Here is a 14,038-nt window from a genome sequence, read left to right on the forward strand (position 1 = left end):
ACCACTGACTGAGAAACGGCTTCGTAATCAAGTCGTGTCTTTGCGAGCTTCGCGCGAAATCTTGCGGACATCTATCGGGTTCAGTACCTTGAGCCCACCCGAGACGGCGGCGCACACCCCGCGCCACGCAACCGCGCAGGGTTCGCAGATCTCAGAGCGCGGAGCATCGTCGCGCAGTGGTTCAGGGGAAGGGTTGATCAATGAAGACAAACCGCTACCGGACGCTGGTGGCCATCGTGCTGGTCGCCGGCGTCGGTATGACCGCCGCGGCCTGTTCCGACAGCAAGGACACCGCCAAGGACCCCGGTTCCGGCGACAAGAGCGTGAGCGCGAAGCTGGATCCCGCCACCAAGGTCTCCATCACCGTGGACTGCATGCCGCCCACCACGAAGGCGCCCGAGCGCAAGCAGTGGACCGACGACATAGCGGCGTTCAAGGCGCTCTACCCGAACGTCACGGTGAAGAGCAAGGACGCGTTCCCTTGCGAGGACCCGGCGAAGTTCACGGCCATGATGAAGGGCGGCACGCAAACCGACGCCTTCTACACGTACATGACCGACAAGGACCAGGTACTGGACGCGGGTCAGGCCGCTGACATCACGGCGTACGTCACGCCGGAGACCGTCCCGAACCTGAACGACATCGACCCCAACGTCATGAACGTGCTGAAGGACGGCGGCAAGCTGTACGGCCTGCCGACCTCGAACTACCAGATGGGCCTGATCTACAACCGCAAGATCTTCACCCAGGCCGGTCTCGACCCCAACAAGCCCCCCACCACGTGGGAGGGTGTGCGGGCCGCGGCCAAGCAGATCCAGGACAAGCTGGGCAGCCAGGGCGTCCACGGCTTCATCGAGAACGCCGGCGGCAACCAGGGCGGTTGGCACTTCACCTCGGAGCTCTACGGTCTGGGCGGCCAGATGACCTCGGAGGACGGCAAGAAGGCCGCGTTCAACACCCCCGAGGCCAAGACCCTCCTGCAGACCCTGCACGACATGCGCTTCACCGACAACAGCCTGCCCGCGACCCCCGGACTCGCGTGGGGCGACGTCCAGAAGGCCATGGGCACCAGCAAGGTCGGCATGTACGTCGGTGCTCCTGACGACATCCAGCTCGTCGTCCAGCAGTACCAGGCCAAGTTCGAGGACCTCGGCATGGCGCCGATCCCCGGCGGCAAGACCTCGCTGTTCGGCGGCGCCGACTACATGTTCAAGAAGTCGGCCTCGCCCGACCAGATCAAGGCCGGCATCGCCTGGATCAACTTCAAGTACCTGACCCTGGAGAAGGGCCAGTTCAACTACCCCCGCAACAAGACGGACGGCATCCCGGTCGGGCTGCCGCAGCCGTTCTTCTTCACCGGCGCGTCGAAGGACAAGGACACCGCCACCAAGACGGCGAACGCGACCGTACCGGTCGAGAACTTCGCCACCTACGTGGCCGCCCAGGTCCCGGTGAAGCCCGAGCCGCCGAACGCCCAGAAGATCTACACGGTCCTGGACAACGCGATGTCCGGGGCGCTGACCAACAAGGGCGCGGACGTCGCCAAGCTCCTCTCCACCGCTGAGACGCAGGTCAACACGTTGCTGGCCGCCAGCCAGTAGCGGCGCGAGCGGGGGCCGGCGAACACGCCGGCCCCCGCACCGCGGCAACCGCCCGCCGACCAGTAGTCGCTGTGCCCACCGGGGATGCCCCCGGCCCCAGTCGAGGAGTTCGCATGACGGCGACCACCGTCTCCCACCACAAGGCCAAACGCGGTTCCGGGCACTCGTCGCCGAGGGGTCCCCGGCGCCGTCCGGGACGCCCCGACGAGAACGCCCGCGGCGGGTTCGGCCGGAGACTGCGCCGCGATCTGCAGGCGCACGCGTTCATGATCGGTGCGGTGCTCTGCTTCGGATTCTTCTCCTGGTATCCGATGGTCCGCGAAGTCATCATGAGCTTCCAGAAGACCAAGCGCGGCGAGACCACCTGGGTCGGCTGGAAGAACCTGGAGACCGTCTGGAACGACCCGGGATTCTGGCCGGCCTGGCGCAACACGATGCAGTTCACGCTCTACGCGCTGGTCATCGGATTCGCGGTGCCGTTCGTTATCGCCATCGTGCTCAACGAGTTCCGGCACGCACAGGCCTATCTGCGGATCCTGGTGTATCTGCCGGTCATGCTGCCGCCGGTCGCCGGGGTGCTGCTCTTCAAGTACTTCTACAACCCCGAATACGGCCTCTTCAACCACATCCTGCATTTCCTGCATTTGCCGGAACAGTCCTGGCTGGATTCGTCGAGCACCGCGATGATCTCCGTGGTGATCGCGGCCACCTGGATGAACGCGGGCGGCGCCACCCTCATTTACCTGGCGGCGCTGCAGAACGTCCCGGGTGAGCTGTACGAGGCCGCCGACCTGGACGGGGCCGGGCTGCTGAGCAAGATCTGGCACATCACCATCCCGCAGACCAGGTCGGTCCTGTCGCTGATGCTGTTGCTCCAGATCGTGGCGACGATGCAGGAGTTCACCAACGTCTATCTGCTCACCGGCGGATCCGGCCCCGAGAACTCCACCGGGACCGTGGTCTACATGGTGTACCAGTACGCGTTCCGCTACGACAGCTTCGGCAGCGCCTCGGCGCTCGGACTCATCATGCTGGTGGTACTCGGCGGATTCTCCGGCCTGTACGCGCGGCTCAGCCGCGACAGCGACTAGGACGGGGAGAAGGACATGGCAGCGCACCAACCGCAGCAGCGGACCCTGATATCCGCGGCCGCGCTGAACAGGCCGCACGGCAAGTTCCTCTACTGGACGGTTCTCTCCCTGACCATCGTGGTCTTCACCCTGGTGTTTCTGGGGCCTCTGTACTGGATGGTCTCGGGCGGTTTCAAATCCGCGCAGGAGGTCCTGCAGAACCCGCCGACGCTCTTCCCGAAGGACCCGAAGCCGGGCACCTACAAAACGGCGTGGAGCCAGCTGAAGATCGCCCGACTGCTGTTCAACACGATGTACTACGCGTTCGGCGCCCTCGCCTTCCAGCTGGTCTTCGACGTCGCCGCGGCCTACGCCATCTCCAAGCTGCGGCCGGTGCTGGGAAACCTGATCCTCGGCATGATGCTGGCCACGCTGATGATCCCGGCCGCCGTGCTGATCGTGCCGCAGTACCTGACCGTGCTCGACCTGCCGCTGCTGCACATCAACCTGATCGGCACCCCCTGGGCGATCTGGCTGCCCACCGTCGCCAACGGGTTCAACATCTTCCTGCTGAAGCGGTTCTTCGACTCGATCCCCGAGGACCTGATGTCGGCGGCCGCGATCGACGGGGCGGGTCCGCTGCGGACCCTGTGGTCGATCGTGCTGCCGATGTCCCGGCCGATCCTCGGCGTGGTGTCCATCTTCGCGGTGGTCAACGTGTGGAAGGACTTCCTCTGGCCGATGCTCGTGCAACCCGACACGGACAAGCAGCCGATCAACATCGGCATCAACTCCCTGTCGCAGGGCGTGCCGCAGAACGTCCTCATCGCCGCGCTCGCCATCTCCGCGCTGCCGACGATCGCCATCTTCCTGCTCTTCCAGCGCAACATCATGTCCGGCCTGACCGCGGGCAGCCTCAAGGGCTGACCAGCGCTTCGCCAGGACTGCACCCCTCAGAACTCCGCCGCCGGTCCCATGCCCCATCCCCGCGGAAAGGCCGGCGGCGGGGTCCCTCCTGCCCGAAAGGACGTCTCCGTGGCAGACACCCGCCCGCCCGTCTCCGACCACCACTCCGCTTCGGGCGACTGGTGGCGCAACGCGGTCATTTACCAGGTGTACCCGCGTAGTTTCGCCGACGGCAACGGCGACGGGATCGGAGACCTCGCCGGTGTCCGGGCCAAGCTGCCGTACCTCGGCGAGCTGGGCGTCAACGCCCTCTGGTTCTGCCCCTGGTACCCCTCCCCCATGTTCGACGGCGGCTACGACGTCGCGGACTACCGGGACATCGACCCGGTGTTCGGCACCCTGGCCGAGGCGGAGAAACTCATCTCCGAGGCGCTGGATCTGGGGATCCGCACGATCATCGACATCGTCCCCAACCACGTGTCGTCCGCCCACCCGTGGTTCCGCGAGGCGTTGGCGGCCGGTCCCGACAGTCCGGCCAGGGAGCGCTTCTGGTTCCGGCCCGGCCGCGGTGAGCACGGCGAACTGCCGCCCAACAACTGGCCGTCCCAGTTCGCCGGCGTCCCGTGGACGCGGACCGTGAACGACGACGGAACCCCCGGCGACTGGTACCTGCACCTGTTCGACAGTGAGCAGCCGGACCTCAACTGGGACCACCCGGACGTCCGGCGCGAGCACGAGGACGTGCTGCGCTTCTGGTTCGACCGCGGCGCGGCGGGAGTGCGCATCGACTCCGCCAGCCTGCCGGTCAAGGACCCGGCGCTGCCGGACCTGACGGAGGACCGGGACGGACCGCACCCCTACGACGACCGCGACGAACTGCACGACATCTACCGCTCCTGGCGCCGGATCGCCGACTCCTACCCCGGCAGCCGGGCCCTGATCGGTGAGGTGTGGATGCCGGACGCGGAGCGGTTCGCGCGGTATCTGCGGCACGACGAGATGCACACCGCCTTCAACTTCGACTTCATGTCGTGCCCGTGGGACGCAGGCAGGCTGCGCGCGTCCATCGACACGACGCTCGCCGCGCACGAGCCGGTGGGCGCGCCCGTCACGTGGGTGCTGTGCAACCACGACGTCACCCGCACCGTGACCCGCTACGGCCGCGCCGACACCGGCTTCGACTTCGCGACCAAGGCGCACGGCACCCCGACGGACCTGGTGCTCGGCACCCGCAGGGCGCGGGCGGCCGCGCTGCTGACGCTGGCGCTGCCCGGCTCGGTCTACCTCTACCAGGGCGAGGAGCTGGGGCTGCCCGAGGTGGAGGACATCCCGGCCGAGCGGCTGCAGGACCCGATGTACCTGCGCTCGGGCGGCACCGTGCCCGGGCGGGACGGCTGCCGCGTGCCGATGCCGTGGTCGGGGAGGGAGGCCCCGTTCGGTTTCAGTCCCGACGGCGCGACGCGGCCGCCGTGGCTGCCGCAGCCCGCCGACTGGGCGGAGCGCACCGCCGACGCGCAGACCGGTGACCCCTCCTCGATGCTGGAGCTCTACCGCCTGGCGCTGCGGCTGCGCGCGGCCGAACCCGGTCTGGGGGACGGCCCGATCCGCTGGTCGCGGAGCGCTCCCGGCGTGTTGGCGTTCCGCCGTACGGACGCGTTCACCTGTGTGGTCAACCTGTCGGACCAGCCCGTCGCGCTGCCGCCGGACACCACGGTCCTGTTGTCCAGCGGTCCGCTCAGCGGCGATCTGCTGCCGTCCGACACGGCCGTCTGGCTGCGGACCCGGGACGGGGCGAACGCCTGAGAGCACACCGCGGGCCGTGTCCGGCCGACGCGAAGCGCCGCCGGACACGCCTCCGACTCGGGACATCGCGTCGGTCTGACGATTACAGTGGAGGGGTGCCTCAACTTCGCCTCGCCTTGAATCAGATCGACTCCTGCGTCGGTGACATCGCCGGGAACGCCGAGTCCGTCGTGCACTGGACCCGGCACGCGGCCGAGCGGGGAGCCCACCTGGTGGCGTTCCCCGAGATGATGCTGACCGGCTACCCGGTGGAGGACCTCGCGCTGCGCTCGTCCTTCGTCGAGGCCAGCCGGTCCGCGCTGGCCGAGCTCGCCGGCCGGCTGGCCGCCGAGGGCTTCGGGGAACTGCCCGTCATCGTCGGTTACCTGGACCGCAGCGAGAAGGACCAGGCGCGCTACGGGCAGCCCGTCGGGTCCCCGCGCAATGCGGCGGCGGTGCTGTACCGCGGCGGGGTCGCGCTGCGCTTCTCCAAGCACCACCTCCCCAACTACGGCGTCTTCGACGAGTTCCGCTACTTCGTCGCCGGCAACACCCTCCCGGTGATCCGCGTGCACGGGGTGGACGTCGCGCTGGCGATCTGCGAGGACCTGTGGCAGGACGGCGGGCGGGTGCCCGCCACCCGCGCCGCGGGCGCCGGCCTGCTGCTGTCGGTCAACGCCTCGCCGTACGAGCGGGACAAGGACGACACCCGTCTGGAGCTGGTGCGCAAGCGCGCCCAGGAGGCCGGCTGCACCCTCGCCTATCTGGCGATGGTCGGCGGCCAGGACGAGTTGGTCTTCGACGGGGACTCGATCGTCGTCTCGCCGGCCGGCGAGGTGATCACCCGCGCTCCGCAGTTCGAGGAGGGCTGCGTGCTGGTCGACCTGGACCTGCCCGCCGCGGGCGCGGTGCCGTCGGGCGTCCTGGACGACGGCCTGCGGGTCGAGCACGTCACCCTCTCCACCGAGCCGATCGCGCGCTACGAGCCGGAGGTGGCCGGCGGTTGCGCCGAGCCGCTCGAGGACGACGAGGAGATCTACACCGCGCTCGTCACGGGCCTGCGCGCGTACGTCACGAAGAACGGCTTCCGGTCGGTGCTGATCGGGCTGTCCGGCGGCATCGACTCCGCGCTGGTGGCCGCCATCGCCTGCGACGCGGTCGGGCCCGCGAACGTGTACGGCGTCGCGATGCCGTCCCAGTACTCCTCGGAGCACTCGATCAGCGACGCCGAGGAACTGGCCCGCCGCACCGGGCTGAACCTCAGGACGGTCTCCATCGCGCCCATGTTCGACGCGTACATGGCGGCGCTGGGACTCATCGGCCTCGCCGAGGAGAACCTGCAGTCCCGGCTGCGCGGCACCACGCTGATGGCCCTCTCCAACCAGGAGGGCCACATCGTGCTCGCGCCGGGCAACAAGAGCGAGCTGGCCGTCGGTTACTCGACGCTGTACGGCGACTCGGTCGGTGCGTACGGGCCCATCAAGGACGTCTACAAGACGACCGTCTTCCGGCTCGCCCGCTGGCGGAACGCGTCGGCCGCGGCGAAGGGCCTGACCCCGCCGATCCCCGAGAACTCGATCAGCAAGCCGCCCAGCGCCGAACTGAGCCCCGGCCAGGTCGACACCGACTCGCTGCCCGACTACGACGTGCTCGACCGGGTGCTGGAGCTTTACGTCGACCGGGACCAGGGGCGGGAGGCGATCATCGCCGCGGGCTTCGACCCGGAGCTGGTGACCCGGATCCTGAAGCTGACCGACACGGCCGAGTACAAGCGCCGGCAGTACCCGCCGGGCACCAAGATCTCGGCCAAGGGCTTCGGCAAGGACCGACGGCTGCCGATCACTTCGCTGTGGCGCGAGACGGGCCGTGCGGCCAACTGAGCCGCCTCCGGCTCAGTTGGCCGCGGCTCAGATCTGGAGGCGGGCGGCGACCGGCAGGTGGTCGCTGCCCGTCTTGTCCAGCGTCCAGGACGACATCGGCTCGATGCCCTTGACCATGATCTGGTCGATCCGCGCCATCGGGAAGTCGGCCGGCCAGCTGAAGCCGAACCCGTTGCCCGCCGCGCCCTGCGTGGAGCGCATCTGCGAGGTGACGGACGCCAGCGAGCGGTCGTTCATGGTGCCGTTGAGGTCGCCGAGCAGCACGACCTTGCCCAGCGGCTCCCGCACGATGGACTCGCCGAGCGCGTCGGCCGCGCGGTCGCGCTGGCCCGCGGTGAAGCCCGCGTTGAACTTCACGCGCACCGACGGCATGTGCGCGACGTAGACCGCGATCCGGCCCTGCGGGGTGGAGACGGCGGCCCGCATCGCCCGTGTCCAGCCGAGCCTTATGTCGACGGGGTGCACGCCGTCCATCGGGTATTTGCTCCACAGCCCGACGGTGCCCTGCACCGAGTGATACGGGTAGGTGCCGGCGAGCGCCGCCTGATATGTGGGGACCTGACCGGCCGCCAGTTCCTCCAGCGCCACGAGGTCGGCGTCCGCGGCGATGACGCCCTTCGCGGTTCCGGTGGGGTCGGGGTTGTCGGCGTTCACGTTGTGCGTGAGCACCGTCAGGTTGCCGCCGGACTTCGCGTTGTCGGTGAGCAGTCCGCCGAAGAGGTTGAACCAGACCAGGAGCGGGAGCAGTACGGCGATCAGCGCCGTCGCCGAGCGGCGGAGCAGCGCCACCACCACCAACACCGGGAGGATCAGGCCCAGCCACGGCAGGAACGTCTCCAACAGGCTGCCGAGGTTGCCGATCCGGTTCGGCACGTCGGAGTGGAAGGACAGCAGCAGGGCCAGGATGACCGCCAGCGCCGCGGTGATGATGCCTCTGCGCCACATGCCGTCGCGCTGCCAGCCGAAGCGCCGTCGCGCTCCTGGGGCTGGACGGTTCGGCTCGGGGCCGTCCGTGGCCGCGTCGGTCATGTGCGCCTGGGTCATGTGGGGGGTCCTCACTTGCCTTGCCGGGTGCCATGCCGACCCTAAGGGATCGACATAAGAACCGACGGGCCGGAAGGGGCGGCGGGTTCCCTCGGAACCCCCGCCACCTTCCCCTGTGACAAGACGCGTACATAACGGTCAACTCAGTCAGCATCGGTCAACGCGGGCGCGCGCCCTCGAGAACCGTGTCGACGATCGACTCCGAGAGCCCGTCCTCCAACGACGCGCCCGGGCGCATCATGGCCCGGCTCAACATGGGGCCGGCGAATATGTCACCCAGCAGTTCCAGGTCGAGTCCCGGACGGATCTCGCCGGTTCGCACCCCGCGCACCAGTACCCCGAGCATGGCGTCGCGTCGGGAGACGACCACGGTGTCGTGGTACTGCTTCCACAACTCGGGGACCTGCTGGAACTGCAGGATGATGTTGCGCATCACCGCCGAGGAGCGCTTGGCCAGACCGCGCCGCCGGATGGCGTCGATGATGGTGACCAGGTCGTCCCGCACCGATTCACCGGCCAGTTCCGGCGTCGGTTCGTCGATCGAGTTCAGCACGTCCATCAGCAGCGCGTTCTTGCCGGACCAGCGCCGGTAGACGGTGGCCTTGCCGACCCCGGCGTCACGGGCGATGCCTTCGATGGACAGCTCCCCTATCGTGACGCCCTCCTCCAGCAGCCGCAGCACCGTCTCGGTGATCGCGCTGTCGGCGGCGGCGCTGCGGGGCCGGCCGCGCGGTACGGCGTCGGTCCCGGGCGCCGCCCCCGCCGCCGTCCCGCTCCCGGCCGTCCCGGCCTCGGTCATCGCTCGGCTCCGACGGCCTCCGGGGCGCGTTCCCCGCCCGGGTTCGGCACGGCGTCCTTGCGCGGCAGGAAGGCCAGCACCACGACGGCGCCGATCGCCGCGACGGACGCGGACCCGATCGCGGTGATGTGCATGGCGTGGATGAACGCGTCGTTGGCGGGCTGCAGCAGTGCCTTGCCCGCCGGTCCCATGCCCTCGGCGACGCCGTAGGTGGCCTGGATGGACTCACCGGCCGCGTGCCGGGCGGGCGCCGGCAGCCCGGTGAGGTGGTCGTCGATCCCGTTCCGGTAGGTGGTGGAGAGCAGCGAGCCCAGGATGGCCACCCCGAGCGCGCCGCCGACCTGCCGGAAGGTGTTGTTGACGGCGGACCCGGAGCCGGCCTTCTCGCGCGGCAGCGACGACATGATCATGACGGTGGCGGGCGGCATGACGTGCGCCATCGCCGTCCCCATCAGGAAGAAGAGCACTTCCAGGATCCAGATCGGGCTGTCCTGGTCGAGCAACAGGAAGCCGAGGAACGCGACGGCCGTCAGCGCCAGCCCCATGGCGCAGACCGCACGCGGGCCGAACCGGTCGACGACCAGCCGGGCGCGCGGCGCGAAGATCATCTGAGCGGCGGCGAGCGGCAGCAGCAGCACGCCCGACTCCAGGGCGCTGTAGCCCCGCACGCTCTGCGTGTAGAAGACGACGAAGAACGTCACGCCCATGAGCGCGAAGAAGACCAGTCCTATGGCGGCGACCGACGCCGAGAACTGCCGGTTGCGGAAGTAGTTGACGTCGAAGGCGGGGTGGTCGCTGCGCTTCTCGTACAGCACGAACCCGGCGATCACGACGAGGCCGGCCAGGATCGTCAGCCAGACCTTGGGCTGGGTGAAGTCGCCGAGCTGGCCGCCCTTGATGATGCCGTAGATCAGCACGACCAGGCCGACCACGGAGAGCAGCACGCCGACGGGGTCGAGGCGGCCGGGGTTGGGGTCCCTCGAGTCGGGCACCAGGACGACCATCGCGATCAGGGCGACGGCCACGATCGGCACGTTGATCAGGAAGACCGAGCCCCACCAGAAGTGCTCCAGCAGCGCGCCGCCGGTGATCGGGCCGATCGCGATGGCCAGGCCGACCACACCGGTCCAGATGCCGATGGCCTTGGGCTGCTCCTCGCGCTCGAAGACGTTCATGATGATCGCGAGGGTCGCGGGCATGATGAACGCGCCGCCGAAGCCCATCACGGCGCGGAAGGCGATGAGCTGCCCCGACGAGTCGGACACCGCGGAGAGCGCGGAGCCGATGCCGAAGACGAGCATGCCGAAGAGCAGCACCTTCTTGCGGCCCAGCCGGTCGCCCAGCAGCCCGGCGGTGAAGAGCAGCCCGGCGAAGACCAGGGTGTAGGAGTTGATCGCCCACTCGAGCTGGCTCTGGGTCGCGCCGAGGCCGGTGGGGGCGGGCTGGGCGATCGTCTTCATCGCCACGTTGAGGATCGAGTTGTCCAGCACCACCACCAGCAGGCTGAACAGCAGGACGGTGAGGATCGCCCAGCGGCGGCGGTGGACCGCCTCGGGGATGGCTCGACTCTGACTCGAGGGTATGGACATGGCTCCACGCTAGCCCGTATTTCCGATACGGGACCGTCTCGTATCGTAAAGCAGGGGTAAAAATAGGGGGGCCCTTTGCGTCAGCGGCCGCACGTGCCAGCATGGAAGGGATCCGGGGACGCCGTCAGGGTGCCTCGAGATGACTGAAGGAGCCGTTGCAATGACGCAGATTCCGGCTGCCCAGAAGCAATCCGACAGCGTCCGCGCGCTGTACGGGGGCACGGGCACGCGCCGTATCACCGTCCGCGACATCACCGCCGCCAAGGACCGCGGCGAGAAGTGGCCCATGCTCACCGCCTACGACGCCGTGACCGCCTCCGTCTTCGACGAGGCCGGGATCCCGGTGCTGCTGGTCGGCGACTCGATGGGCAACTGTCACCTGGGCTACGACACCACCGTCCCGGTCACCATGGACCAGATGACGATGCTCTCCGCGGCCGTCGTCCGCGGCACCAGCCGCGCGCTGATCGTCGGCGACCTGACGTTCGGCTCGTACCAGGAAGGCCCGGTCCAGGCGCTGCGCAGCGCGACCCGGCTGGTCAAGGAGGCCGGGGTGCAGGCGGTCAAGCTGGAGGGCGGCGAGCGCTCGCTGGCCCAGACCGAGCTGATCGTCCGCTCCGGGATCCCGGTCATGTCGCACCTGGGGCTGACCCCGCAGTCCGTCAACGCCATGGGCTACCGGGTCCAGGGCCGCGGCGACGAGGCCGCCCACCAGCTGCTGCGCGACGCCAAGGCGGCGCAGGACGCGGGCGCCTTCGCGGTCGTCCTGGAGCTGGTGCCGGCCGACCTGGCCGCCGAGGTCACCCGTTCGCTGCACATCCCGACCGTCGGCATCGGCGCCGGGCCCGAGTGCGACGCGCAGGTGCTGGTGTGGACCGACATGGCGGGCATGACCGGCGACCGCGTGCCGCGCTTCGTCAAGCAGTACGCCCAGCTGCGCTCGGCGCTGGGTGACGCGGCCAAGGCCTTCGCGGAGGACGTGACCGGCGGGGCGTACCCCGCCGAGGAGCACAGCTTCCACTAGGCCGTGTCTGACACATACGGAGGGCGGGGCCCGGGGCGTCTGGTGGGCGGAGGAGCGCCCGCATACTGGATGTATTCGAGCGTTCCGACAACGCAGCGAGGTGCCGTAGCTGTCGTCGGGCGCCCGCCAGGGATTACGGGACAGCCCTGAGGACCCACCGGGAAACGGGCCCGTCCCGGATCCGGAACGACTCGTTCGCCCGCGGGTGAGTCGTCCGGGTCCGGGATGCGTACTACAGGGTGAGCGCCGCCAACGGCGGCGAACCCCGCACAGTACGGGAAGTCATCATGTCCATCACCCTCACCGGCAGGACGGCGGCGGCCGGAGCGTGCGCCGCCGCGGCACTGCTGGCACTCAGCGCGTGCGGATCCTCCTCCTACGGCGGCAGCGGGAGCACGCCGACCACTCCCCCTGCCGCGTCCTCGTCGGCCGCGGGCGGCGCCGGGCTGGCGACCGGGCAGGACGCGAAGCTGGGCGCGATCGTCAAGGACGCGCAGGGCTTCACGCTCTACCGGTTCGACAAGGACAGGACGGCCCCGCCGGTGTCCAACTGCGCCGCGCAGTGCGCGACCATCTGGCCCCCCGTACCCGTGGTCCGGGACAGTGCCGTCAAGGGCGTCGACCAGAACCTCGTCGGCACCGTGACCCGCGCCGACGGCAGCAAGCAGGCGACGCTCGGCGGCTCGCCGCTGTACCGGTACAGCGGTGACGCCAAGGCCGGCGACACCAACGGTCAGGGAGTCGGCGGCACCTGGTTCGTGGTGGCTCCCGACGGCACGAAGGCCGGTGGTGCTGCGCAGTCGCCCGCACCGTCCGATACCGGCTCGAACGGTTACTGATGGGAAACGACTCATCGCCGACACTCGCGCCGCGGCGCCGGGTACGACAGGATGCCGCCGTGGACGGGGATGCCACCGGGCCGCTCCCGGAAGAGGAATTCATGCGCGCGCTGTACCGCGAACACGCGGGCGCGCTGCTCGGCTTCGTGCTGAACCTGGTGGGTGGTGACCGGTATCTGGCGGAGGACGTCGTCCAGGAGACGCTGCTGCGGGCCTGGAAGAGCGCGGGACGGCTGGATCCGGCGGCCCGGTCACTGCGGCCCTGGCTGGTGACCGTCGCGCGACGTATCGTGATCGACGGCCATCGCAGCCGGCAGTCCCGGCCGCCGGAGGCTCCACCGGCCGCGCTCGACCAGCTCCCCGCCGAGGACGAACTCGACCGGTCCCTGCGGCTCATGACGATCTCCGACGCCCTCGGCGATCTGACCGAGGCGCACCGGCAGGTGCTGATCGAGACGTACTTCGCGGGCCGTACGGTGACGGAGGCGGCGGACGAGCTGGGCGTACCGCCCGGCACGGTGCGCTCGAGGGTGTTCTACGCCCTGCGGGCGCTCAGGAACGCATTGGAGGAGAGAGGGGTGACCACCTCATGACCGAGTACGCACCCGGGCCGGGGGCGCCCCTCGACCCGCACCTGGAGGTCGGCGCCTACCTCATCGGCGCGCTGGACGACGACGCGATGACGCGCTTCGAGCAGCACCTCGTGGGCTGCGAGGAGTGCGGGCGGCAACTGGACGAGCTGAGCGGACTCGTACCGCTCCTCGGTGAGCTGCGGCAGAGCGGCGGAATGCCGGAGCCGGTACAGGAGTGGCCGTCCGGTGCGACGTCCGCCCGCCCGCCGGGCCGGCCGTTCCCACCGCCCTACCAGGAGACCGCCGCGCGACCCGTCGCGCGGCCGCCGGTGCAGCCGCCCGTACAGCCGGCTCCGCAGGTCTCGACGCACCGTCCCTCGCGGCGGCGGCCCGGCCGCGGCCGGCGGCTGGTGCTCGCGCTGGCGGCCTGCGCGGTGCTGGGCCTCTGCGGCTCCGCCGTCGCGGTCCTCGTCACCCAGCAGGGCTCCTCGTCGTCGCAGGCGTTCGCCGCCGTGCAGTTCACGGGGAGCGACACGGCGACCGGGGCCAGTGCCACGGTCGGCGTCACGGGCAAGAAGTGGGGCACCCAGGTCGATCTCCGGCTCTCCGGCGTCAACGGCCCGCTGACCTGCAGTCTTGTCGCCGTGGGCCGGGACGGCAGCCGGCAGACCGTCGCCACCTGGTCGGTACCGGCGGCCGGGTACGGCACCACCGCGCAACCGGAACCGCTCACCGTCCAGGGTGCGGCGGGGCTCTCCCCCGCCGACATCACCGGCTTCGACGTCGTCACCTCCGCCGGACGGCATCTGGTCACCGTGCCCGCCGCCTGAGGGCGGTGCCGGCGCCGCCCGAGGTCCGTGTCGGCGCCGCGTGACCGCTGTGTCAGCGCCGTGTGATCGCCGTGTCAGACCGTCGGCGGCGGTGTCAGGGCA

At 69.7% G+C, this 14,038-nt stretch carries 12 protein-coding genes; 9 read left to right on the plus strand and 3 right to left on the minus strand.

Annotated elements, in window-relative coordinates:
- Nucleotides 1-200 precede the first annotated feature (200 nt).
- From M2266_RS10125 to M2266_RS10145, 5 genes are all read left to right on the plus strand, one after another.
- A complete protein-coding gene (locus M2266_RS10125) occupies nt 201-1,601 on the plus strand; it encodes an extracellular solute-binding protein (protein ID WP_277437877.1) in 1,401 nt (466 codons plus the stop codon).
- Between the two features lie 113 nt (nt 1,602-1,714).
- The gene (locus tag M2266_RS10130; protein WP_277437878.1) at nt 1,715-2,692 is read left to right on the plus strand and encodes a sugar ABC transporter permease; all 978 of its coding nucleotides are present in this window, start codon (nt 1,715-1,717) and stop codon (nt 2,690-2,692) included.
- A 15-nt stretch (nt 2,693-2,707) separates the two neighbouring features.
- Nucleotides 2,708-3,598, plus strand: a complete 891-nt coding sequence (locus M2266_RS10135) for a carbohydrate ABC transporter permease (RefSeq protein ID WP_277437879.1) — start codon at nt 2,708-2,710, stop codon at nt 3,596-3,598.
- A gap of 108 nt (nt 3,599-3,706) precedes the next feature.
- Complete coding sequence (locus tag M2266_RS10140; RefSeq protein ID WP_277437880.1) at nt 3,707-5,380, plus strand: glycoside hydrolase family 13 protein; 1,674 nt, start codon at nt 3,707-3,709, stop codon at nt 5,378-5,380.
- A gap of 95 nt (nt 5,381-5,475) precedes the next feature.
- Nucleotides 5,476-7,239, plus strand: a complete 1,764-nt coding sequence (locus tag M2266_RS10145; protein ID WP_277437881.1) for an NAD+ synthase — start codon at nt 5,476-5,478, stop codon at nt 7,237-7,239.
- Between the two features lie 27 nt (nt 7,240-7,266).
- On the opposite strand, the gene M2266_RS10150 is transcribed toward M2266_RS10145, so the two are convergent.
- The 3 genes from M2266_RS10150 to M2266_RS10160 all read right to left on the minus strand — a co-directional run bounded on the left by M2266_RS10150 (nt 7,267) and on the right by M2266_RS10160 (nt 10,671).
- On the minus strand, nt 7,267-8,283 hold the full coding sequence (locus M2266_RS10150) for an endonuclease/exonuclease/phosphatase family protein (RefSeq protein ID WP_277437882.1): 1,017 nt from the start codon (nt 8,281-8,283) through the stop codon (nt 7,267-7,269).
- Nucleotides 8,284-8,440: 157 nt separating this feature from the next.
- Nucleotides 8,441-9,082 (minus strand): TetR/AcrR family transcriptional regulator, encoded by a 642-nt coding sequence (locus tag M2266_RS10155; protein WP_277437883.1) that lies wholly within the window; start codon nt 9,080-9,082, stop codon nt 8,441-8,443.
- A complete protein-coding gene (locus tag M2266_RS10160; RefSeq protein WP_277437884.1) occupies nt 9,079-10,671 on the minus strand; it encodes an MFS transporter in 1,593 nt (530 codons plus the stop codon). Before M2266_RS10160 ends, M2266_RS10155 begins: the two co-directional genes overlap by 4 nt.
- A gap of 160 nt (nt 10,672-10,831) precedes the next feature.
- Here M2266_RS10160 and panB point away from each other — a divergent pair, with 160 nt between their 5' ends.
- From panB to M2266_RS10180, 4 genes are all read left to right on the plus strand, one after another.
- Nucleotides 10,832-11,695 carry a 3-methyl-2-oxobutanoate hydroxymethyltransferase gene (panB, locus tag M2266_RS10165; protein WP_277437885.1) on the plus strand — a complete coding sequence of 288 codons (864 nt, stop codon included), beginning with the start codon at nt 10,832-10,834 and terminating at the stop codon, nt 11,693-11,695.
- Nucleotides 11,696-11,982: 287 nt separating this feature from the next.
- Nucleotides 11,983-12,534: a hypothetical protein gene (locus tag M2266_RS10170; RefSeq protein ID WP_277437886.1), complete on the plus strand. Its 552-nt coding sequence runs from the start codon at nt 11,983-11,985 to the stop codon at nt 12,532-12,534.
- A gap of 59 nt (nt 12,535-12,593) precedes the next feature.
- Entirely contained in the window at nt 12,594-13,127 is a 534-nt protein-coding gene (locus M2266_RS10175) for a sigma-70 family RNA polymerase sigma factor (RefSeq protein ID WP_277437887.1), read from the plus strand.
- The gene (locus M2266_RS10180) at nt 13,124-13,936 is read left to right on the plus strand and encodes a zf-HC2 domain-containing protein (protein ID WP_277437888.1); all 813 of its coding nucleotides are present in this window, start codon (nt 13,124-13,126) and stop codon (nt 13,934-13,936) included. The genes M2266_RS10175 and M2266_RS10180 overlap by 4 nt, the downstream gene beginning before the upstream one ends.
- Nucleotides 13,937-14,038: the final 102 nt, after the last annotated feature.

It is taken from the genome of Streptomyces sp. SPB162 (genome assembly GCF_029504575.1).
Classification (GTDB): domain Bacteria; phylum Actinomycetota; class Actinomycetes; order Streptomycetales; family Streptomycetaceae; genus Actinacidiphila.

What these genes read in the sequence shown, in the direction of transcription:
- M2266_RS10180 (WP_277437888.1), top strand. Translation starts at nt 13,124, where the DNA reads ATGACCGAGTACGCACCCGGGCCGGGGGCGCCCCTCGACCCGCACCTG.
- M2266_RS10160 (WP_277437884.1), bottom strand. Translation starts at nt 10,671, where the DNA reads ATGTCCATACCCTCGAGTCAGAGTCGAGCCATCCCCGAGGCGGTCCAC.
- M2266_RS10135 (WP_277437879.1), top strand. Translation starts at nt 2,708, where the DNA reads ATGGCAGCGCACCAACCGCAGCAGCGGACCCTGATATCCGCGGCCGCG.
- panB (WP_277437885.1), top strand. Translation starts at nt 10,832, where the DNA reads ATGACGCAGATTCCGGCTGCCCAGAAGCAATCCGACAGCGTCCGCGCG.
- M2266_RS10150 (WP_277437882.1), bottom strand. Translation starts at nt 8,283, where the DNA reads ATGACCCAGGCGCACATGACCGACGCGGCCACGGACGGCCCCGAGCCG.
- M2266_RS10130 (WP_277437878.1), top strand. Translation starts at nt 1,715, where the DNA reads ATGACGGCGACCACCGTCTCCCACCACAAGGCCAAACGCGGTTCCGGG.
- M2266_RS10125 (WP_277437877.1), top strand. Translation starts at nt 201, where the DNA reads ATGAAGACAAACCGCTACCGGACGCTGGTGGCCATCGTGCTGGTCGCC.
- M2266_RS10155 (WP_277437883.1), bottom strand. Translation starts at nt 9,082, where the DNA reads ATGACCGAGGCCGGGACGGCCGGGAGCGGGACGGCGGCGGGGGCGGCG.
- M2266_RS10170 (WP_277437886.1), top strand. Translation starts at nt 11,983, where the DNA reads ATGTCCATCACCCTCACCGGCAGGACGGCGGCGGCCGGAGCGTGCGCC.